Source organism: Streptomyces sp. NBC_01717 (assembly GCF_036248255.1).
Lineage (GTDB): Bacteria > Actinomycetota > Actinomycetes > Streptomycetales > Streptomycetaceae > Streptomyces.
This window is the reverse complement of the sequence record NZ_CP109178.1, coordinates 6,445,903-6,464,194: the sequence shown is the minus strand read 5'-3', so window position 1 is coordinate 6,464,194 and position 18,292 is coordinate 6,445,903. Positions and strand designations below refer to the sequence as shown.

17 protein-coding genes are annotated in these 18,292 nt (G+C 70.2%); 9 read left to right on the top strand and 8 right to left on the bottom strand.

Translation table 11 applies throughout. The annotated features are described in order from the left end of the window. Positions 1–42 precede the first annotated feature (42 nt). Positions 43–2,022, bottom strand: coding sequence for a bifunctional glycosyltransferase 87/phosphatase PAP2 family protein (locus OHB49_RS29295; RefSeq protein ID WP_329166660.1), 1,980 nt, complete (start codon positions 2,020–2,022; stop codon positions 43–45). A 426-nt stretch (positions 2,023–2,448) separates the two neighbouring features. Between OHB49_RS29295 and OHB49_RS29290 the strand changes: the two genes are divergently transcribed. Next, positions 2,449–2,925, top strand: coding sequence for a GNAT family N-acetyltransferase (locus tag OHB49_RS29290; RefSeq protein WP_329164003.1), 477 nt, complete (start codon positions 2,449–2,451; stop codon positions 2,923–2,925). A 35-nt stretch (positions 2,926–2,960) separates the two neighbouring features. Here OHB49_RS29290 and OHB49_RS29285 read toward each other — a convergent pair whose 3' ends face one another. Then, complete coding sequence (locus OHB49_RS29285; protein WP_329164002.1) at positions 2,961–5,003, bottom strand: MFS transporter; 2,043 nt, start codon at positions 5,001–5,003, stop codon at positions 2,961–2,963. 122 nt (positions 5,004–5,125) lie between these two features. Here OHB49_RS29285 and OHB49_RS29280 point away from each other — a divergent pair, with 122 nt between their 5' ends. Together OHB49_RS29280 and OHB49_RS29275 are read left to right on the top strand one after the other, a co-directional pair. Then, positions 5,126–6,148 carry a peptidoglycan-binding domain-containing protein gene (locus tag OHB49_RS29280; protein ID WP_329164001.1) on the top strand — a complete coding sequence of 341 codons (1,023 nt, stop codon included), beginning with the start codon at positions 5,126–5,128 and terminating at the stop codon, positions 6,146–6,148. A 175-nt stretch (positions 6,149–6,323) separates the two neighbouring features. Beyond that, a complete protein-coding gene (locus tag OHB49_RS29275) occupies positions 6,324–6,989 on the top strand; it encodes an HAD-IA family hydrolase (protein ID WP_329164000.1) in 666 nt (221 codons plus the stop codon). A 52-nt stretch (positions 6,990–7,041) separates the two neighbouring features. Here OHB49_RS29275 and OHB49_RS29270 read toward each other — a convergent pair whose 3' ends face one another. Beyond that, positions 7,042–7,776, bottom strand: coding sequence for an ABC transporter permease (locus tag OHB49_RS29270; RefSeq protein WP_329163999.1), 735 nt, complete (start codon positions 7,774–7,776; stop codon positions 7,042–7,044). Between the two features lie 216 nt (positions 7,777–7,992). Here OHB49_RS29270 and OHB49_RS29265 point away from each other — a divergent pair, with 216 nt between their 5' ends. The 4 genes from OHB49_RS29265 (at position 7,993) to OHB49_RS29250 (ending at position 11,917) form a co-directional block, all read left to right on the top strand. Next, positions 7,993–8,637 carry an HNH endonuclease family protein gene (locus OHB49_RS29265; protein ID WP_329163998.1) on the top strand — a complete coding sequence of 215 codons (645 nt, stop codon included), beginning with the start codon at positions 7,993–7,995 and terminating at the stop codon, positions 8,635–8,637. A 120-nt stretch (positions 8,638–8,757) separates the two neighbouring features. Beyond that, positions 8,758–10,464 carry an alkaline phosphatase D family protein gene (locus tag OHB49_RS29260; RefSeq protein ID WP_329163997.1) on the top strand — a complete coding sequence of 569 codons (1,707 nt, stop codon included), beginning with the start codon at positions 8,758–8,760 and terminating at the stop codon, positions 10,462–10,464. A gap of 114 nt (positions 10,465–10,578) precedes the next feature. Continuing rightward, complete coding sequence (locus OHB49_RS29255; protein WP_329163996.1) at positions 10,579–11,037, top strand: DoxX family protein; 459 nt, start codon at positions 10,579–10,581, stop codon at positions 11,035–11,037. 205 nt (positions 11,038–11,242) lie between these two features. Then, positions 11,243–11,917, top strand: a complete 675-nt coding sequence (locus OHB49_RS29250) for a DedA family protein (RefSeq protein ID WP_329163995.1) — start codon at positions 11,243–11,245, stop codon at positions 11,915–11,917. Here the strand turns inward: OHB49_RS29250 and OHB49_RS29245 are convergent. From OHB49_RS29245 to OHB49_RS29235, 3 genes are all read right to left on the bottom strand, one after another. Then, positions 11,904–12,131: a DUF2277 domain-containing protein gene (locus OHB49_RS29245; RefSeq protein ID WP_030970409.1), complete on the bottom strand. Its 228-nt coding sequence runs from the start codon at positions 12,129–12,131 to the stop codon at positions 11,904–11,906. The two genes, OHB49_RS29250 and OHB49_RS29245, sit on opposite strands and share 14 nt — an antisense overlap. A 68-nt stretch (positions 12,132–12,199) precedes the next feature. Next, complete coding sequence (locus OHB49_RS29240) at positions 12,200–13,549, bottom strand: DUF1254 domain-containing protein (RefSeq protein ID WP_329163994.1); 1,350 nt, start codon at positions 13,547–13,549, stop codon at positions 12,200–12,202. 29 nt (positions 13,550–13,578) lie between these two features. After that, complete coding sequence (locus OHB49_RS29235; protein ID WP_030970405.1) at positions 13,579–14,019, bottom strand: DUF7144 family membrane protein; 441 nt, start codon at positions 14,017–14,019, stop codon at positions 13,579–13,581. Positions 14,020–14,572: 553 nt separating this feature from the next. On the opposite strand from OHB49_RS29235, the gene OHB49_RS29230 reads away from it, so the two are divergent. Beyond that, positions 14,573–15,118, top strand: coding sequence for a GNAT family N-acetyltransferase (locus tag OHB49_RS29230; protein ID WP_329163993.1), 546 nt, complete (start codon positions 14,573–14,575; stop codon positions 15,116–15,118). A gap of 215 nt (positions 15,119–15,333) precedes the next feature. Here OHB49_RS29230 and OHB49_RS29225 read toward each other — a convergent pair whose 3' ends face one another. After that, a complete protein-coding gene (locus tag OHB49_RS29225; RefSeq protein WP_329163992.1) occupies positions 15,334–16,053 on the bottom strand; it encodes a hypothetical protein in 720 nt (239 codons plus the stop codon). 285 nt (positions 16,054–16,338) lie between these two features. Between OHB49_RS29225 and OHB49_RS29220 the strand changes: the two genes are divergently transcribed. Next, positions 16,339–17,244 carry a YhjD/YihY/BrkB family envelope integrity protein gene (locus tag OHB49_RS29220; RefSeq protein ID WP_329163991.1) on the top strand — a complete coding sequence of 302 codons (906 nt, stop codon included), beginning with the start codon at positions 16,339–16,341 and terminating at the stop codon, positions 17,242–17,244. 47 nt (positions 17,245–17,291) lie between these two features. Here the strand turns inward: OHB49_RS29220 and OHB49_RS29215 are convergent, their stop codons facing one another. Then, positions 17,292–18,215, bottom strand: coding sequence for an NADP-dependent oxidoreductase (locus tag OHB49_RS29215; protein ID WP_030970397.1), 924 nt, complete (start codon positions 18,213–18,215; stop codon positions 17,292–17,294). Positions 18,216–18,292: the final 77 nt, after the last annotated feature.

Below are 18,292 nucleotides of genomic sequence, written 5' to 3'. Positions count from 1 at the left end.
TCGTTCCGGCACCCCTTCGGCACACGTGCGGCCGGTCGCCACTCAGGTCTTGCTGCCCACCGTCTCGCCGGTCGCCTCCGCGGAAGCGGCCCGATCCGCCGCGGGCGGGTTCCGTTCCGCCCCGGCTGCCCGGTCCGCCGCCGGTTGCAGCTTCCGCGGTCCCGCGAGGACGTAGGTGAGCACGAAGCCGAGCCCGATGACCAGCGCCCCGCCCACCGCGTCGAGCACCCAGTGGTTGGCCGTGGCGACGATCGCCGAGACGGTGAACAGCGGGTGCAGCAGCCCGAGCGCCTTCATCCACAGCTTCGGGGCCAGCATCACGATCATGACACCGCACCAGAGCGACCACCCGAAATGCAGCGAGGGCATCGCCGCGTACTGGTTGGTCATCGAGGTGAGCGTCCCGTAGTCCGGCTTCGCGAAGTCCTGGACACCATGGACCGTGTCGATGAAGCCGAGCCCCGGCATCAGCCGCGGCGGCGCCAGCGGGTAGAGCCAGAAGCCGAGCAGCGCGACCAGGGTGGCGAAGCCGAGGGTGGAGCGGGCCCAGCGGTAGTCCGCGGGGCGTCGTACGTACAGCACACCGAGGATGGCCAGCGGCACGATGAAGTGGAACGTCGAGTAGTAGTAGTCGAAGAAGCTCTTCAGCCAGCCGATGTGCACGACCGCGTGGTTGGCCCAGTGCTCGATGTCGATGTGCAGCCACTTCTCGAGCGAGTGGATCTGCCGGCCGTGCGCCTCGGCGGTGCCGCGGCCGGCCGTCGCCGCCAGCCTGACGTGCGCATACCCCGAGTAGACGACCCGGATCAGCAGAAGTTCGAGCAGCAGGTTGGGACGGCTGAGCACCCGTCGCCAGAACGGCAGCAGCGGTACGCGGCTCCAACGGGCCGGAACCGGGAGGGCGTAGTCCGTGGGGATCGGCCGCTGCCAGTACGGCGAGGTGCGCGTCAGGAACGGCGCGGCGCAGGCGGCGCCCAGCGCAGCGAGGAGCAGCACGTTGTCCCGCACCGGGAAGGCGACCGGGGTGTTCGGCAGAAGTATCTTTCCGGGCAGCGTGATCACGAGCACCACGATGGCCGGCCACACCAGCCGGTCGGAGGCCCGCACGCCGGCCCGGCCGACCACCGCAAGGAGCACCCACAGCAGCTGGTGTTGCCAGGCGGTCGGCGAGACGGCGACGGCGACACAGCCGGTCACGGCGACGGCGAGGAGCAGCTGGCCGTCGTTCGCGTACCGCACGGCGCGCCGCAGCCCGACGTAGCAGACGGCGGCGGCCAGCAGCAGGAACAGCCCGACCTCGAGCGGGCCCGCCAGGCCGAAGCGGAGCAGCGCGCCGTGGAGGGACTGGTTGGCGAGGCTGTCCGCGGTGTCGCCGAGTCCGGCGCCCGCGACATGGTGCACCCAGTACGACCACGAGTCGTGCGGCATCACGGCCCAGGCCAGCGCGGTGCAGGCGGCGAATGCGGTGCCACCGGTCACTGCGGCCCGGCGGCGACCTGTCAGCCACAGCAGGACGGCGAAGAGCAGCACGGTCGGCTGGAGCGCGGCCGCGATCCCGATCAGTACGCCGGAAGCGCGTTCTCCACGGGCCACGAAACAACCGAGGAGCACCAGCAGGACCGGCAGGATGCTGGTCTGGCCGAGGTGGAGGGCGTTACGGACCGGCAGCGACAGCATCAGCAGGCTGATCGCGACGGGGGCGGCCAGCAGGGCGGTGCGACGGGAGACGGGCCCCGGCAGGGCGCGCGCCGCGACCAGGCCGAGTGCGGCGACGAGCAGCAGCGAACCGAAGGTCCAGGCGACGCCGAGGCTCTGTTCGGCCGTCCTGGCCAGCGGCTTCAGTACCAGCCCGGCAAAGGGGGTGCCGGTGAACCGGTCGCTGTCGTAGAGCGATCCCGTCACATGCAGGACACCGTTCTCACCGATCCACGTCTCCAGATCGGTGAGCCGTTCACCCGGCGGCTGCCGCAGCACCACCGCCATCTGTCGCCCCGCCAGCAAGGCGACAATCAGCCAGAGCACGGCCCGGGCTGCCCCGGTCCTCGCCCCCGTCGCCGCGTTTCCGCGCACACTGTGCTCCGCATTCGCCACGCTGCGCCGACCCTCCCACCGTTCATCCGCCGTCCTCGTCCCAGGACGTGTTGTGAAACCTTCGCATTGCGCTATGAGGTAGACACAATCAACCCCTTCTTCGCCTGGCTGTCACCCCGCTCTTGTCCGAAAGAACGCTCGGATCGCGGATCGGTTCCGGCCCCAGCGGCCGGAACCGGACCCTTCGCCCGTACGTCTGTCCCCGTGACCGACGGGCGCACGGTCACGAACAGTTGTGCGCAGAGTGAAGCGCGGTACGGAGATCCCGCACCGACCTGTCCGCGGGGCCATCCGTGTCGGCCGGACCGCCGGTCAAACCCTTTGGCTTCCGATCATGCACAAGTCACAATCACGAACATGACCTGGACTGTTGCCCCGGACCGCTTCGACTCCCCCGACTCCACCGCGCTGCGCCGGGACTACTACGACGAGGTCGCCAGCCGGTACTGGGGGCGGCCCGCGACCGCCCAGGAGATCGACGAGGGGCTCGCCGACGACGGTGTCGACCGGCTCACCCCGCCGACCGGGGAATTCGTCGTCGGCAGGTTCGACGGGAAGCCGGCGGCCTGCGCCGGGCTGCTCCTGATCGACGCGGACGTGGCGGAGCTGACCCGGGTGTTCGTACGCCCGGAGTTCCGCGGCACGGGCGGTGGCGGCCTGCTGCTGGCGGCGGTCGAGAGCGCGGCGCGTGCGTTCGACGTACGGCGGATCCGGCTGGACACCCGCAACGACCTGGTGGAGGCGCGCGGCCTGTACGCCAAGCACGGTTACGCGGAAGTCCCGGCTTTCCACCGGAACCCGTACGCGGAGCACTGGTTCGCCAAGGAGCTGTAGGCCGGGCGAGGCTGCCCCGGACCGGGCAGCGCGGCTCAGGCCGCGTGATCCCGTTTCGGCTCCGGCCCGTGCGGCTGTTCCTCCCTCGATCCGCACGTCTCGGCGGTCAGCTCCGCCACGAGTTTGCACAGGTCGCTCGGCCGTTCCGGCCCCCACCAGTCGCCCAACAGCTCGGCCAGCGACTCCTCGCGGGCCTGCGCGAGCTTCATCACGACCTCCGAGCCCTTGTCGGTGAGCACCAACTGCACCCCTTCACGCCGGGCCAGGCCTCTCTCCTCGAGCTGCCGCGCCGCGTCGCTGATCACCCGCAGCGGCACCGGGATGGTGTCGGCGAGCAGTCCGGGTTCGACGGTGCCGTGCCGTTTGATGCGCAGCAGCATCCAGCTCGCCGCGGGCAGCAGGTCGTACCCCGCACGCTCGGTGATCTTCACATAGGCATCGCGTCGCCCGTCGCGGGTCGCGAGCACCGACAGGGCTCGCGCGCATTCGTCGTACGAGGACCGCTCGACCGGGTTGGACGCCAGGGTCTCGGTGCTGTCGGGGGCCGTCACCGAGCCGCGCAGCTTGTCCTCCTTGAGGAACCAGGCGAAGACGAAGGCGACCAGGACGACGGGGGCGGCGTACAGGAAGACATCGGTGATCGAGGTCGAGAACGCATGGAGCACCGGGGGTCGCAGTACGGGCGGCAGTTGGGTGATGGCGCGCGGGTCGGCGGCCAGCCGGCCGGCGTCGACGCCGGGTGGCAGGGTGATGTCGGAGAGCGCCGCGCCGAGTTTGTCGGTGAGCCGGTTGGTGAAGATCGTGCCGAAGATGGCGACACCGAACGAGGCGCCGATGGAGCGGAAGAACGTCGCCCCGGAGGTGGCCACGCCCAGGTCCTCGTAGGTGACGGCGTTCTGGACGACCAGCACGAGGACCTGCATCACGAGACCGAGCCCGGCACCGAAGACGAAGAAGTACGCGCTCATCTGCGCGGTGCTGCTGAACTCCGTGAGCCGGTGCAGGAGCATCAAGCCGATCGCGGTGATGCCGGTGCCCAGGATCGGAAAGACCTTCCAGCGGCCGGTACGGCTGACGATCTGGCCGGACACGGTCGATGTGACGAGCAGGCCGACGACCATCGGCAGCAGGTGCACACCGGACATGGTCGGCGTGATGTTGTGCACGACCTGCAGGAACGTCGGCAGATAGGTCATCGCACCGAACATCGCGAAGCCGATGACGAAGCTGATGACGGCGACGAGGCTGAACGTGCGGATCCGGAACAGCTTCAGCGGCAGTACGGGTTCGGCGGCGCGCCGCTCGACGTACACGAAAGCGATCAGCATCAGCACGCTGAGGACGGCGAGCCCGATGATCTGTGCCGAGCCCCAGGCCCACGTGGTACCGCCCAGTGAGGCGACCAGGACCAGACAGGTGGCCACGGCGGCGATGAGGAAGGTGCCCAGGTAGTCGATGGTGTGCTTGGCCACGCGGACCGGGATGTGCAGCACGGCGGCGATGACGAGCAGCGCGACGACGCCGATCGGCAGGTTGATGTAGAAGACCCAGCGCCAGCTGAGATGTTCGGTGAAGAGGCCGCCGAGCAGCGGTCCGAGGACGCTCGTCATGCCGAAGACCGCACCGAACAGGCCCTGGTACTTTCCGCGTTCGCGCGGGGCGACGATGTCGCCGACGATCGCCATCGAGAGCACCATCAGTCCGCCGCCGCCGAGGCCCTGCAGAGCGCGGAAGCCGATCAGCTGCGGCATGTTCTGGGCCATGCCGCAGAGTGCGGAGCCGACGAGGAAGATGACGATGGCGATCTGGAAGAGCTTCTTGCGCCCGTACTGGTCGCCGAGCTTGCCCCAGAGCGGGGTCGCCGCGGTCGACGCGAGCAGATAGGCGGTGACCACCCACGACAGGTGCTCGAGGCCGCCGAGGTCGCTGACGATGGTCGGCAGGGCGGTGGAGACGATGGTCTGATCGAGTGCGGCGAGCAGCATGCCGAGGAGCAGGGCGCCGATGGCGACGAGGACGGTCCGCTGGGAGCGGGTTTCGCCGGGGGCCAGGGCCGGGGGGCTCAGCTGGTTGGCCATAAAAACTCTCCTCGGGTCCGCTACATCCCCATCCTGGCCGCAGTGGACCGTTATGGCCTGTTGGGGCGTCATCGCGGCGGGCTGCATAATCGCAGGCAGTTCAAGGGGAGGGGACCCACGAAATGACCGGACAGGTCTGCCCGGAGTGCGGTACGGACAACAGATCGGCGGAGAGACCGGACGGGACACCGGAGGGGAGACCCTCGGCCGGGCCCGGCTGCGGATGCGCGGAGCGGGCGGCGCGACGGGCCGCCGCGCAGGCCGAGACAGCGGCGGCGGAGGACTTCGATCCGCTGCGGATCAGGCCGTATGTGACGCTGGGGGGCGACGGAACGGCGGCCGACACGATGGCGGCCGGCACCCCGTCGGGGAACGACGCGGCCATGACGATGCCGCTGTTCCTCGACCGGGAGGCGATGACGGGGCCGCCGCCCGCACTGCCGGAGAGCGCCGGAGCGCCGGAGCCCCGCTACGAGGCCGGGGACGCCACTGCCACCATGGACGCCGTGGGCCGGGTGGACCCGGTGCAGCCACGCCGTCGCCGCCCGTTCGCGGCGGTCGCCGTGGGCGCGGCCGTGGTCACGGTGGTGGGCACCGCGGCGTTCGTCGGCGGACTGTTCAGCGGGGACGGCAAGGGGGGCGCCGACCGCGAGCAGGCCCTGCCGAGCACCGTCCTGTCGGCCGTCCCCGATGCGTCCACCTCACCCGATGCGTCGACGTCGGCGTCGGCGTCTCCGTCCGCCTCACCTTCGGCCTCCGCGTCGCCATCCGTATCCGCCTCCGCCTCGCCGTCGGCGAGCGCCTCGCCCTCCCCGTCCGCCACCTCGTCGCATCCGGCCGCACCGACGGCCCCGGCCTCCGCCGAGGAGTCCGCAGGGACGTCGTCGTCCCCGTCGATCGCGAAACCGCACGGTCGCACGCTGCAGCGCGGCGATCACGGCCCCGCGGTGGCCGAGCTGCAACGGCGGCTGCAGGAGGTGTGGCTGTACCGGGGGCACGACGACGGCGACTACACGGGCCAGGTCGAGCACGCGGTAAGCGTCTATCAGTCGTACAAGTCCATCGAGGGCGATCCGGCGGGCGTCTACGGTCCGAACACCCGGCTTGCGCTGGAGGCGGAGACGACGGGCCGCGGCAGGTCCTGACGGAAGGGATTCGCCACGGACGGGATTCGCTTTCCCGGGCAGGTTTTTGTATCGTGATGGAACAAAGTAGCCCTCGCCCGCACTCCCTGACCGGCGGGCGGGGCTGCTTGTTCTCTTCACCTGCTTGTTCGCGTCACCCCGCATTGCCCTCTTCCCCCCCGCCTGGAGACCGCCGATGTCGGCCACCGTCCTCACCGCACGTGCCCTCCTGCTCGACATGGACGGCACCCTCGTGAACTCCGACGCCGTGGTGGAGCGCTGCTGGCGGCGGTGGGCACTGCGGGAGGGCCTGGACCCGGAGGCCGCGCTCAAGGTGGTCCACGGGCGCCAGGGGTACGCCACGATGGCAGTACTCCTCCCCCACCGCCCGATGGAGCAGAACTACGCGGACAACCGCGTGATGCTCGCCGAGGAGACCGCCGACACCGACGGAGTGGTCCCGATCGACGGTGCCCCCGTCTTCCTGGACGCGATCGCGGCGCTCCCGCACGCCCTGGTGACCTCGGCGGACGAGGCGCTGGCCCGGGCCCGGATGACGGCAGCCGGACTGCGGATGCCGAGCATCCGCGTCACGGCGGAATGCGTCGGCGCCAGCAAGCCCGACCCCGAGGGTTTCCTCAAGGGCGCGGCCGAACTGGGCTTCGCCCCGGCGGACTGCATCGTCTTCGAGGACTCGGAGGCCGGCATCGCGGCGGGCCGGGCGGCCGGCATGCGGGTCGTGGGAGTCGGCCCGCGCGCCGCGGCGCTGGCGCCGGACGCACACGTCGAGGATCTGACGCAGATCCGCGTGGAGGCGTCGGCCGACGGCTCGATCCACCTGTACATCGGCGCTCCCCGGTAGCGTCCGGCCGATCGGCCGAGGACATCCAGCCCCTGGGGCCTTTCCCAGGGGCTCAGTCCCGGTACATCCGTCCGCGCGCCACGAGTTCGAGGACCGTCGCGACGGCCACCGCCTGTACGGCCATCAGCGCGACCAGCACGAACAACTGCACGGCCCCCGCCTGAACCGGTGAGGCGCCGCCGAGCAGCATGCCCACGAACGCCCCGGGCAGCGTGACGAGCCCCACGGTCCGCGTCTGGTCCAGCCCCGGCAGCAGCGCCTCCGACGCCGCCGGCCGGGCGATCTCCATCCGCGCGTCACGGTCGAGCAGCCCGAGCGCCATCCCCGCCTCCACCTCCCCGTGCCGCATGGTCAGTTCGTCCAGGGCGCGCCGTCCGCCGAGCACGGTCGCGGTGAGCGCACCTCCGATGAGGATGCCCGTGACCGGGATCAGCGCGAGGCCGCGGACCGGCAGGAGTCCGGTGAGCAGCAGGACGGCGATCACCGGCGCGACCCCCGCGGCGATCGGCAGTGCCGCCCACCACCAGGTGCGGTTCGCGGTGATCCGGCGCCCCGCGGTCCGTACCGCGACCGCGTACATCAGCGCCACGAAGCCGAGCAGCGCCGGCAGCGAGCGGACCACCCAGCCGATGAGCACGGAGACGGCGGCGAGTTGGACCGCGGCCCGCAGTCCGGCCAGGACGATCTCGCGCGAGCGGCCGAGCGAGGCCACGGCGGCGACGACGGCGGCCGCCGCGAGCAGCAGGGCGAGGACGACGCCGAGCGTGATGTTGACCGGAAGCAGCACGCGGCCACCATAGGTCGGGCCCATTCCGGCATCCGGTACGAATCGGTTTTCCGCAGCCCCGAACTGTCGGTGCGTCAGCCCTGTCACACCCCTTGATGTGACGTGCACATGTCGCCACTCTGTTACCTGGCGCCCACCCCACAGAAACCTGGCGCCGCCACGATGGCCGGGTCCACAGGTCGCCCGCCCAAGATCCCCCACATCAAGGGAGTTCGCATGTCAGGTGTCTACGCGCGTCGCATCGGCGTCGTCGTCGCATCCGCCGCACTTGCCGCAACCAGCGGACTGCTCACCGCGCCCACCGCCCAGGCCGCCATGCCCACGCCGGTCGCCGCGTCCACCGCCCGCACCTACCTGAGCCAGCTGACCGTCAAGGCGGAAGGCTCGTCGACCGGCTACAGCCGGGACCTGTTCCCGCACTGGATAACCCAGTCGGGCGCCTGCGACACCCGCGAGGTCGTCCTGAAGCGGGACGGCACGAACGTGACGCAGAACTCCAGCTGCACGGCCGTCAGCGGCAGTTGGTACTCGGAGTACGACGGTGCCAGCTGGACCGCCGCTTCCGACCTGGACATCGACCACATGGTCCCGCTCGCCGAGGCCTGGCGCTCGGGCGCGAGCAGCTGGACCACCGCACAACGCCAGTCCTTCGCCAACGACCTGACGCGCCCGCAGCTCATCGCGGTCACGGACAACGTCAACCAGTCCAAGGGCGACCAGGATCCGGCGACGTGGCTGCCTTCGCGCACCGCTTACCGCTGCACCTACGCGCGCGCCTGGGTACACGTGAAGCACTACTACAACCTGACCGTCGACTCGGCGGAGAAGAGCGCGCTCCAGTCCGTTCTCAACGGCTGCTGACCGGAACCGCTCACCCCTCCCCCGCCGTTCCGTACGGTACGGAGCCCGCTCGCACGCGACGGGCTTCGTCCGTACGTGCACGGGCCCCGTCCGTACGGAACGACGCGAGGAGGACACCTCATGGCCGGACTGCGCCTGGGACCACTACTGCGGTACGTCGACTGGGAGACGGGTTCCACCGCGACCGTCTGGGTCGAGGCCGACCGGCCGACCACGGCCGAAGTCCGGTGCGCGGACGTCGCGTCGGGCTCCTCCCGGACGTTCGCGATCGCGGGTCACCACTACGCGCTGGTGGTCGTGACGGGCCTGACACCGGGCTCGACCACGGCGTACGAGGTGCTGCTCGGCGGCCGTAAGGTCTGGCCGCTCGAGGACTCCGGATTCCCCGCGAGCACGATCACCACACCCCCGATATCCCCCGCCCCCTCCGCGGCGGACGGGAACGCAGAGCCGACGCCCGTCCGGATCGCCTTCGGATCCTGCCGCTGGGCCGCTCCCCCCATCGGCGAGCGGGACGCCGCCGGCCCCGACGCGCTCGACACCCTTGCCGCCCGGCTCGCCGCCGATCCCGGCGCCGCACGCCCCGACGTCCTGCTCCTCCTCGGCGACCAGGTGTACGCGGACGAGACGTCGAAGGCGACCCGCAGCCGCCTCGCCGCGCGCCGGGACCTCGCGGAGCCGCCGGGCGCCGAGGTCGCGGACTACGAGGAGTACACCCACCTCTACGACGAGTCCTGGCGCGACCCCGAGGTTCGCTGGCTGCTCTCCACCGTCCCCAGCTGCATGATCTTCGACGACCACGATGTGGTGGACGACTGGAACACCAGCGCCGCATGGCTCGCCTCCATCCGTTCGACCCCCTGGTGGCACGAGCGGATCGTCAGCGGACTGGCGTCGTACTGGGTCTATCAGCACCTCGGCAACCTCTCCCCCGCCGCTCTGGCCGCCGACCCGGTCTACGCGGCCGTCCGCGCCGATCCGGACGGCACCGAGGTGCTGCGCCGTTTCGCCGCCGAGGCGGACGCCGACCCCACGCGCACCCGCTGGAGCTACCGCCGTGTTTTCGGCCGAGTACGGCTGCTGATGGTGGACACCCGAGCGGCCCGCGTACTCGACGAGGAGAGCCGGTCGATGCTCGACGACAAGGAGGCGCACTGGGTGCGCGAGGAGGCTCTCGCCGACCCCGGTTCGTACGACCATCTCCTGATCGGCACCTCGCTGCCGTGGCTGCTGCCCCCGCTCATCCATGACGCGGAGGAGTGGAACGCCGCGCTGTGCCGGGGCGAGCGGGGCGGGCCCGATGGACGATGGGCGCGGTTCGGCGAGAATCTGCGGCGCCGCTCCGACCTGGAGCATTGGGCGGCTTTCCCCGACTCCTTCCGTCGGCTGACGGAGCTGATCAGGGAGGCAGGAAGCGGACCGGACGCCCCGGCGACGGTTTGTGTGCTGTCAGGCGATGTGCACCATGCGTACATCGCGCAGCCCACGTGGCCGGCCGACGCGCCGGACACCGACCCCGGGGCGCGCATCCTGCAGCTGACCTGCTCTCCCGTGCACAACTCGGTCCCCGGACTGCTCAAAGCGGGGTTCCGTTTCGGCTGGAGCCGGGCAGGGCGGCGGCTCGGCCGGCTGCTGGCGCGGCACGGCCGGACAGGCCCGGCACCGATCCGGTGGCGGAAGACCGGCGGACCGTGGTTCGGCAATCAGCTGATGACGCTGACGCTGCATGGCCGGAATGCCGCGCTGACATTGGTTCAGGCCAAAGAGAAGGCCACAGGTGCGCAGCTGGAGACGGTGCTGGAGCAGACACTGACCGTCGGCGAGTAGGTAAATTTTCAGCCAGTCGGCAAAATGTTGAACTTGCAAGCACTGGTGAGGTCACCCTAACCTGAGGCGCTCAATCGGTTCTCGTCCCCCACCGACCGAAGGAGCCCTCCCCCCATGTACGCACGCCTGAACCGTGCACAACCCCACGCTCTCGCCCTGTTCCGGATCGTCATCGGCCTGCTCTTCGCCTGCCATGGCGCCGCCTCGCTCTTCGGCGTGCTCGGCGGCGCCATGGGCGGCGGCTCCATACCCACCGGCACCTGGCCGGGCTGGTACGCGGCGCTCATCCAGCTGGTCGGCGGCACCCTGATCGTCCTGGGCCTCGGCACCCGTATCGCCGCCTTCGTCGCCTCCGGCTCCATGGCGTACGCGTACTTCAAGGTCCACCAGCCCGAGGCACTCTTCCCGCTGCAGAACGGCGGCGAGCCGTCCGCGGTCTTCTGCTGGGTGTTCCTGCTGCTGGTCTTCACCGGCCCCGGCTCCCTGGCCGTGGACCGGCTGTTCGCACGGCGGAGTGACGCGGAGCCCAGCGAGGACCGCACCCGCGAGCAGGCACCGGCGGTCGCGGCCTGAGCCTCCGGCGTGTCCCGTGCTGCCGCGCCTGCCCCACCGGTCCCCGTGGGGCAGGCGCGGCACATGTGACACGTGAGGTGCACAACATCCACCGCGCGTAATGATGTACGGGTAAACGGCAGGCGTACGCTGTACAGCTGGCCCTGCCGCCCCTGCCGCTCCCCTGCGACGTCGCGGCGTTGGAACGAACGGGGAGTACGCGAAGGTGCTCGAGAGTATGGGTGCGCTGACCGGCAGCCCATGGATCTATGCGGTGGTCGCCCTCTCGGTGCTCCTGGACGTCTTCCTGCCCGTGCTGCCCAGCGGGGTCCTGGTGATCACGGCGGCCACAGCTGCCGCCGCCGGCACGACCTCGGTCGCAGCCGGCTCCGCCGGAGAGGTCCCCCAGGTTCCATCGCTCCTCGCGCTGATCCTGAGCGCGGCCACCGCTTCGGTGCTCGGCGACCTCGTCGCGTACCGCCTGGCCTGGCGCGGCGGCGACCGGCTGGACCGCGCCATCGCCCGCTCCCGTCGCCTCACCACCGCACAGGAACGTCTCGGCGCGGCCCTGGGCCGCGGCGGCGGCATCCTCGTCGTCATCGCCCGCTTCGCCCCGGCAGGCCGCTCGGTCGTCTCCCTGGGCGCGGGCGCGGCGCACCGCAAGGTGAAGGAATTCCTGCCCTGGTCTGCGCTGGCCGGCGTGGCCTGGGCGGGCTACAGCGTGGGCCTCGGCTACTTCGGCGGCCAGTGGCTCGGCACGACATGGCTGGGCACGGCGGTCTCGGTGCTGGCCCTGTTCGTGGCCGGCGCGCTGGCCGCGTACCTGATGCGCCGCCCCGGAGCGACAGCAGCCACCCCCGCGACAGCCCCAGCGGCGGCTTCGGCACCTAAGACGTCCTGACGGGCGCCCCCCGCACCTCAAGACCGTCCAGCAGTCGGGCGGTCGCTTCGGCGATCTCGTCGACGGCCCGGTCGAACACCTCCTGATTGTGCGCGGCCGGAGCGCGGAAGCCGGACACCTTGCGTACGAACTGCAGGGCGGCGGCCCGGATGTCCTCCTCGGTGGCCTCTTCGGGGATGACGGGCGGGCGAAGGGTCTTGATGCTGCGGCACATGCCTCCAGTGTGTACCGGCCCACTGACATCGCCCCCGGCAAGCGGGCACCCCCGGACCCGGACCGGCCTCAGCCCCGCTCGACCGCGGGGATCCGGTAACTGCCGTCGAGCACCGCACGCCCCGGCGTGTAGAGCCTGAGCACGGGCCGGAAGTCCCCGTCGGGCGCGGGCAGCCAGTTCGCCGCCGCCGCGGGGTCCGCAGGGCGTTCCTTCCCCAGGTGAACGGTCAGCGACCCGTCGTCCGCACGCACCAGCCCGGGCGTACGGTCACCGATCGCGTACCGGCGCGCCGGGTTCTCGACGAGGCGGCCGTCCGGGGCGTCGTACATGGTCAAGGACCAGAACGCCCCGACCGGCGGCGGCTGCTCGAAGCGCAGCACATAGGAGTGGGCGCCGTTCAGCCGATGACCGTCGGCGTCGTGGGCGGTGTGTGCGAACACGGCCTCGTACCCATGGGTCCCCCACGGCGCGACGCGTGCCGCCACCGCCCTGACCAGGTAGGACGCCTCCCGGTCGGCCATCTTCCACTCCGGCGAGTCGATCGTCCCCACCCCGAAACGGTCGAGGTTGTAGTCGAAGAGATGCGGATCCATCACCCAGCGCCCACCGTCCGCCGCACCCGGCCGCCCGGCCTCCGCCACGCGCGCCCTGCCGCGCTCCATCCCCTCGACGAGTGCGCGTACGAGGACGGGATCGGCGGAGACGTACGGCGAAGGCCCCTCCTCCAGCAGCCCCAGCGGCTGGAACCTGTCCTGGTACGCACAGTCGGCGGCAGCCGGCGGGAAGTCGGCCATCCACACCCTGAGCTGCTCGAAGAAGCGCAGCTGCTCCGGTACGTCGATGTCGGGCGCGGGCAGCCCCGTGCGGTGCGTCCCGGGTTCGAGATGCGTGAGCGTGAGCTGTTTCTGCAGCGCCCGGACCCGCTCCACGTCGTCGGGGCCGTCACAGGCGATGCGGCCGACGACGGAGACCACGGAGGTCGGCGCGTCGATCACCCCACGCACCCCAGCGGGCTCACTGCCTGCCCAGCCCGGCGGCACGACGAGCCAGTCGCCCTCATCCGTACCGGTGGCGCGGCGGCCGACGTACGCGAAGTTGTTGGTCCAGGTGTCCACGAACTGCAGTACGTAGTACGCACTGCCGGTGTCGGGGACATGCAGCCGGATCGGCCCGCCGGAGAGGTCGAGCTGGGCGACCGAGCAGAGCGTGTCGTCGCCGACGGAGGCGCAGGGGGTGCCGGGGTCCGCCGATCGGCCCGGGTGCGCGAAGTGATTGAACGGGGTCGGCGCCAGCGGGCCGACACCCACCTGCATGAAGTCCTCAGCCGTCGAGAGGTCGAAGACCAGCGGATACCCGTAGACATACGCCTCGGCGGCAAGAGCGACGAGCTCTTCCGACGGATCGGATGCAGCAGCCATGAGTGCACGTCCTCCGTCACGACCAGCACTCAGACGAGCACCTTGGAACGGTCCGTGCACAGGGCCCAGATGACGAACGTGTCGATGGCGATGGAGATGATCGCCCAGATCGGCACGTACGGCAGCCACATGAAGTTGGCGATCATGTTGAGCGCCGCGATCACGATACCCAGCACCCGGGCCCACCCGGCGCCCTTGAGAATGCCCAGACCGATCACGACAAGAATCACGCCGAGAACGAGATGGATCCAGCCCCAGCCCGTCACGTCGAACTTGAACGTGTAATTCCTGATGCGTGCGTAGACATCGTCGGACGCGATACCGGCAATGCCCTTGATCACCCCCAGGACGCCGTCCACCATCAGCAGAACACCGGCGAACATGACCCCACCGGCCGCCCAGGGATTGCTGCCGTCCCCCGGACCGGAGGAACGGGCGGACCTGCCGGGCGTGGGCGCTGTCTGTGCCATGGAAACTCCTGGGCCGGAACGGGATGAAGCCGGACAGAACCGACCTTGCGCGGCACGTTCCCGTGCGACCACCTGTACGCATCCATTCGGGTGACGGCGTCGCGGCCCCGACTGCCGGCACGGATCCCCCGTACGAGTGGGAAGAGCGGGTCAGCACACCGAACCACCGGCCGCCGTACCACGCTGACCACCAATCGACGCAGGAGGACGCCGTGGTGCACCAGTCACCGAACTGCCCCCACTGCCTGGATCACCGGGCACTCTGGCGCGACACCAGTCGCACGACACCGGCCGCCCCGCATCTGTGGCACTGGTACTGCTCCGGATGCGCTCGGACGTGGGCCCCCAGCCCCGGCGAGAAGGCGAGACACCACCATGGGGCACCAGGAAGGTCACGCCATCACGTGTAGCTCCGCCCCCTCGGCGGCCTGGCACCGAAAGCGTCACGACGCATACGACGGCCACGGAAACCGCGTAAGCCGAAGGCGGCGAGCGCACCACGAGACCCTGACCGCGGCGAGGACTGTCGGACCTCTCTGGCATCCTGCTCCTCATGCCGCACGACAGCGCCCTCGACGTGGTACAGATGGCCGACCCGCGCGATGTCACCCCTGAACTCCGGCGGGAGTTGATCGACTGCTGGATCACGGTCACCAACACCGGCGGCGCGGCGGGATTCCCGTTCCCGCCCGTCGGCGAGGACGACGTCACCCCTGTCGCGGACCAGCTCCTCAGCCGTCTCGACCCGCACCGGAGCAGACTCCTTGTCGCCCGGGTCGACGGACTCCTCGCCGGATGGGTCGTCCTCAACCGCGATCCTCACCGGCTCGTCGGACACCGGGGCACGGTCCACCATCTGCAGACCCGCCCCGCCTTCCGCGGACGCGGCATCGGATCCGCCCTCGTCCACGAGCTCCGGAAGATCGCCCGCGATGAGCTGGGCCTCGAACAGCTGCACCTCGCAGCCCGGGGAGGTGAGGGGCTCGAGGGCTTCTACGGACGGCTCGGATGGCGCGAGATCGGTCGCTGGCCGGCAGCCCTGCGACTCGCACCCGACGACACCCGTGACGAGGTCCTGATGATCCTTGCTCCGCTCTGATCTCAGCGGCGTCGGGACAGCTGCCGTGCCCGACGTCCGCACGTCGGTCAGGGAACTCGGCCCCGAGGCCTGGACCCCCAGCAGGCGGGCGGGCGGGCGGCCCGCCGGGAAAGAGGCGCGCAGAGGGTGGAACGATTGTCGACGGCCTGACGGCGCCCCTCATGAGGCTTGCGGCGGGTCGCCCGCAGCCTTGACGACTTCGGTCAGGTCTTCCGTCAGCTGAAGTGGATGCTGCTGAGGTCGATCGAGACCATGACCTCATCGAGGACGGGGCGGTCGTCGGTGTCGCGGCGGTAGGCCCGGCGTCTGGTGGGCAGCACGATGCCGTCCGCTTCGGCGTAGTCGTACACATACTGCGCGGCGGCGAACCCACCGGCGACGTCGACGTGGTAGTCGTGCCGGCGCAGGAGGTGGTCGGGGCCGAAGTAGAAGTCCTGATGGGTGCTGTGACTGGCGATCCCGGACGGGAAGGTGGCGCGCAGTCCTCGCCAGGCTTCGCCTCCCTCCCGCCACGCTTCGATCTCGGTGACCGTGAAGCCGGGCATGGTCAGCAGGAACGGCGTGGTCAGGTAGGTCCACAGTGCATAGCCGTTGAAGTAGGCGCGGTCCAGCGGGTCCCAGGGGGTCTCCAGGACGTGGCCTGTGAAGGACGTCCGCGGGTCCTTGCGTTCGGCCACCACTCGCCCGTCGAGCTTCTCGATGGCCACTCGCCCGGGCGAGAAGTCGGTCTTCTGGTCCGGGGCACCGAAGGGCTCGACCGAGGCGTGCTCCTCGTGGAGTCGGACGGTCATCTCGCGCGGCGCGGGATCCTGTGGCAGACCCTTGACGGCGAACAGGTGGCCACCGCTGACGATGGTGGCTTGCGCCTGGGTCAGTTCCTGCCAGCGTGTGATCCCACCGTGGGCTTCGATCGCCCGGCTGAGCAGCTCGTTCATGTCAGGCCTCCTCCACTGCATTCTGGTCGGCTGTCCCGAAAGCGCGCCAGTGGATCTCTCGCCGGGCTCGGCGTCGGGCGACGCCTTCCAGCCGGTCGGCGACCGCGGCGACGGCAGAGCCGCCCACAGGCTCAAGGGCGAGGGAAGGGAGGCGGCTGCATGCTGCTTCTCGTGTCGCCGTTCATCGGTCAGGCGTCCGGCCGTTAGGCTCGCGTCGCCACAAAGGTCCCGATCTTCACGGAGGGCAGGACGACGGGGATCAATCGAGAGCGCGTCGTCAGAACGTTGACGTTCTGGCTGCGGCCGGCCTTCGCGTTGCGGGTCATCAACCGGTTTCAGAAGATCGTGGGGTTCGACCGCTCGATGGCCCTGGCCTCCAGCGCCCTGACAGCATTGGTCCCGCTCTCCATCCTCCTTGGCACTGTCCTGGGCAACCTTGTGCACTTCGACGCCGCAGAGCGGATCATCAGGCGTTACCACCTCACCGGAGCGGGCGCCACGGCAGTCAGCTCGCTGTTCTCTCCTGCCGAGGCGACCAGCGCAAGCGTGGGCATCTTCGGCGTCGTGTTTCTGACGATCTCGGTGCTGAGTTTCGCGCGAGCCGCACAGCGACTCTTCGAACAGGCATGGGAACTCAAGCCCCTCAGTGTGCGCAACACGCGCAACGGCTTGTGGTGGATCCTCACTCTCGGTGGCTACGTAGTGGTCAGCACGTTGCTCTCCGGGCTCCGGAGCGGGGGCGTGCTGGGTCTGGCGGCCGCCTGGGTGTGTGGGGTACTGGTGACCGCTGCATTCCTCGTGTGGAGCGGCCGGATCCTGTCGGCGAAGCGGATCAGCTGGACGGACCTGCTTCCCTTCGGCATCACCGGCGCCGTCCTGACGGCGGCCTATTCAGTGGGCGCGACCATCTACATGCCGCATCTCTTCAACTCCTCCGCAGCACGCTACGGGGTGGTCGGTGCTGTCTTCGCGATGATCTCCGCCCTCTTCGCAGCCATGCTCGTCCTGGTTGCGTCGGCGGCACTGGGACGAGAAGTACGGGACGAGCTCAGCCGGATCCGTCAGGGCCACCGCCCTTCCGACCATGAGGTCCGCCGGCAGTGGGACAGCGTGGTCGAGCAGACTCGGTCACGGTGGCGCACGGCACGGGAACAGGTCGCTCATCATCGGATCAAGGGCTCGAACCACTGATGGGCACGGCCGGCCATCGCCCGACCGGGTCGACGGGCCGCTCGCATTCAGTTCTCCGCGATCTGGATGATCGTTTTGCCGCGTGTGCGGCGGCCGCTGCGGGCGAACGCTGCGGGCGCTTCGGACAGTGGCCGCACATCCCCGACGACCGGCTTGAGTCGTCCGTCCCGGACCCGCTGGATGAGGTCCGCGAGGCGGACCCGGTCGGCTTCGACGACGAAGAAGACGGCCCGACCGTCCTCGGGCTGGATTCTGGGCGGCATGGCGACGGTGACGAGGGTGCCACCGGCGCGTACCAGGGCGGTCGAGCGTTCGAGGATGTCGCCGCCGAGCACATCGAGTACGAGGTCTACCTCGCCGATCTCTTCGAGCCGGTCGTTCTCCAGGTCCACGAAGGTATCCGCGCCGAGACCGAGTGCTGTGTCCCTGCCGGCGGCCCGTCCGGTGCCGATCACTCGGGCGCCCGCCTCGCGTGCGAGCTGCACGGCGATCGACCCGACAGCGCCGGCGGCACCGTGGATGAGGACGGTCTGGCCCGTCGTGAGGCGACCGTGGTCGAACAGGCCCTGCCATGCGGTCAGCCCGGAGATCGGCAGGGCGGCGGCCACCGTGTGGCCGACGTCCGCCGGTAGCGGAGCGAGATTGCGGGCCTCTACCCCGGCGTACTCGGCCAGTGATCCGTTTCGGGTCCAGTCGGCCAGTCCGAACACCCGCTGGCCGACGGTCAGGCCCGTGGTTCCGTAGCCCAGTTCGGCGACAACGCCGGAGAGTTCATGCCCGGGCACGCTCGGCGTTCGGTCGCGGCCGCCGCGGTCGGACCAGGTTCCCGGCCAGTCGAGCTCTCCAGGGGTGAACCCCGCGGCATGCACCCGCACGATGACATCGTTCTCAGCGGCATGGGGGTAGGGCATGTCCGTGAGGGAGAGCCCACCGACACCCGCGTCACGGTCTCGAACGGTGATGGCTTGCATGCTGGGTCCCTTCTGGAAGAAATGTGTCACCCACGCCGGCGGGCACGAGCACGGTGGAGGCGGCGCCTCGTCCGAGA

What these genes read in the sequence shown, in the direction of transcription:
- OHB49_RS29290 (WP_329164003.1), top strand. Translation starts at nt 2,449, where the DNA reads ATGACCTGGACTGTTGCCCCGGACCGCTTCGACTCCCCCGACTCCACC.
- OHB49_RS29285 (WP_329164002.1), bottom strand. Translation starts at nt 5,003, where the DNA reads ATGGCCAACCAGCTGAGCCCCCCGGCCCTGGCCCCCGGCGAAACCCGC.
- OHB49_RS29280 (WP_329164001.1), top strand. Translation starts at nt 5,126, where the DNA reads ATGACCGGACAGGTCTGCCCGGAGTGCGGTACGGACAACAGATCGGCG.
- OHB49_RS29275 (WP_329164000.1), top strand. Translation starts at nt 6,324, where the DNA reads ATGTCGGCCACCGTCCTCACCGCACGTGCCCTCCTGCTCGACATGGAC.
- OHB49_RS29265 (WP_329163998.1), top strand. Translation starts at nt 7,993, where the DNA reads ATGTCAGGTGTCTACGCGCGTCGCATCGGCGTCGTCGTCGCATCCGCC.
- OHB49_RS29260 (WP_329163997.1), top strand. Translation starts at nt 8,758, where the DNA reads ATGGCCGGACTGCGCCTGGGACCACTACTGCGGTACGTCGACTGGGAG.
- OHB49_RS29255 (WP_329163996.1), top strand. Translation starts at nt 10,579, where the DNA reads ATGTACGCACGCCTGAACCGTGCACAACCCCACGCTCTCGCCCTGTTC.
- OHB49_RS29245 (WP_030970409.1), bottom strand. Translation starts at nt 12,131, where the DNA reads ATGTGCCGCAGCATCAAGACCCTTCGCCCGCCCGTCATCCCCGAAGAG.
- OHB49_RS29240 (WP_329163994.1), bottom strand. Translation starts at nt 13,549, where the DNA reads ATGGCTGCTGCATCCGATCCGTCGGAAGAGCTCGTCGCTCTTGCCGCC.
- OHB49_RS29235 (WP_030970405.1), bottom strand. Translation starts at nt 14,019, where the DNA reads ATGGCACAGACAGCGCCCACGCCCGGCAGGTCCGCCCGTTCCTCCGGT.
- OHB49_RS29230 (WP_329163993.1), top strand. Translation starts at nt 14,573, where the DNA reads ATGCCGCACGACAGCGCCCTCGACGTGGTACAGATGGCCGACCCGCGC.
- OHB49_RS29225 (WP_329163992.1), bottom strand. Translation starts at nt 16,053, where the DNA reads ATGAACGAGCTGCTCAGCCGGGCGATCGAAGCCCACGGTGGGATCACA.
- OHB49_RS29215 (WP_030970397.1), bottom strand. Translation starts at nt 18,215, where the DNA reads ATGCAAGCCATCACCGTTCGAGACCGTGACGCGGGTGTCGGTGGGCTC.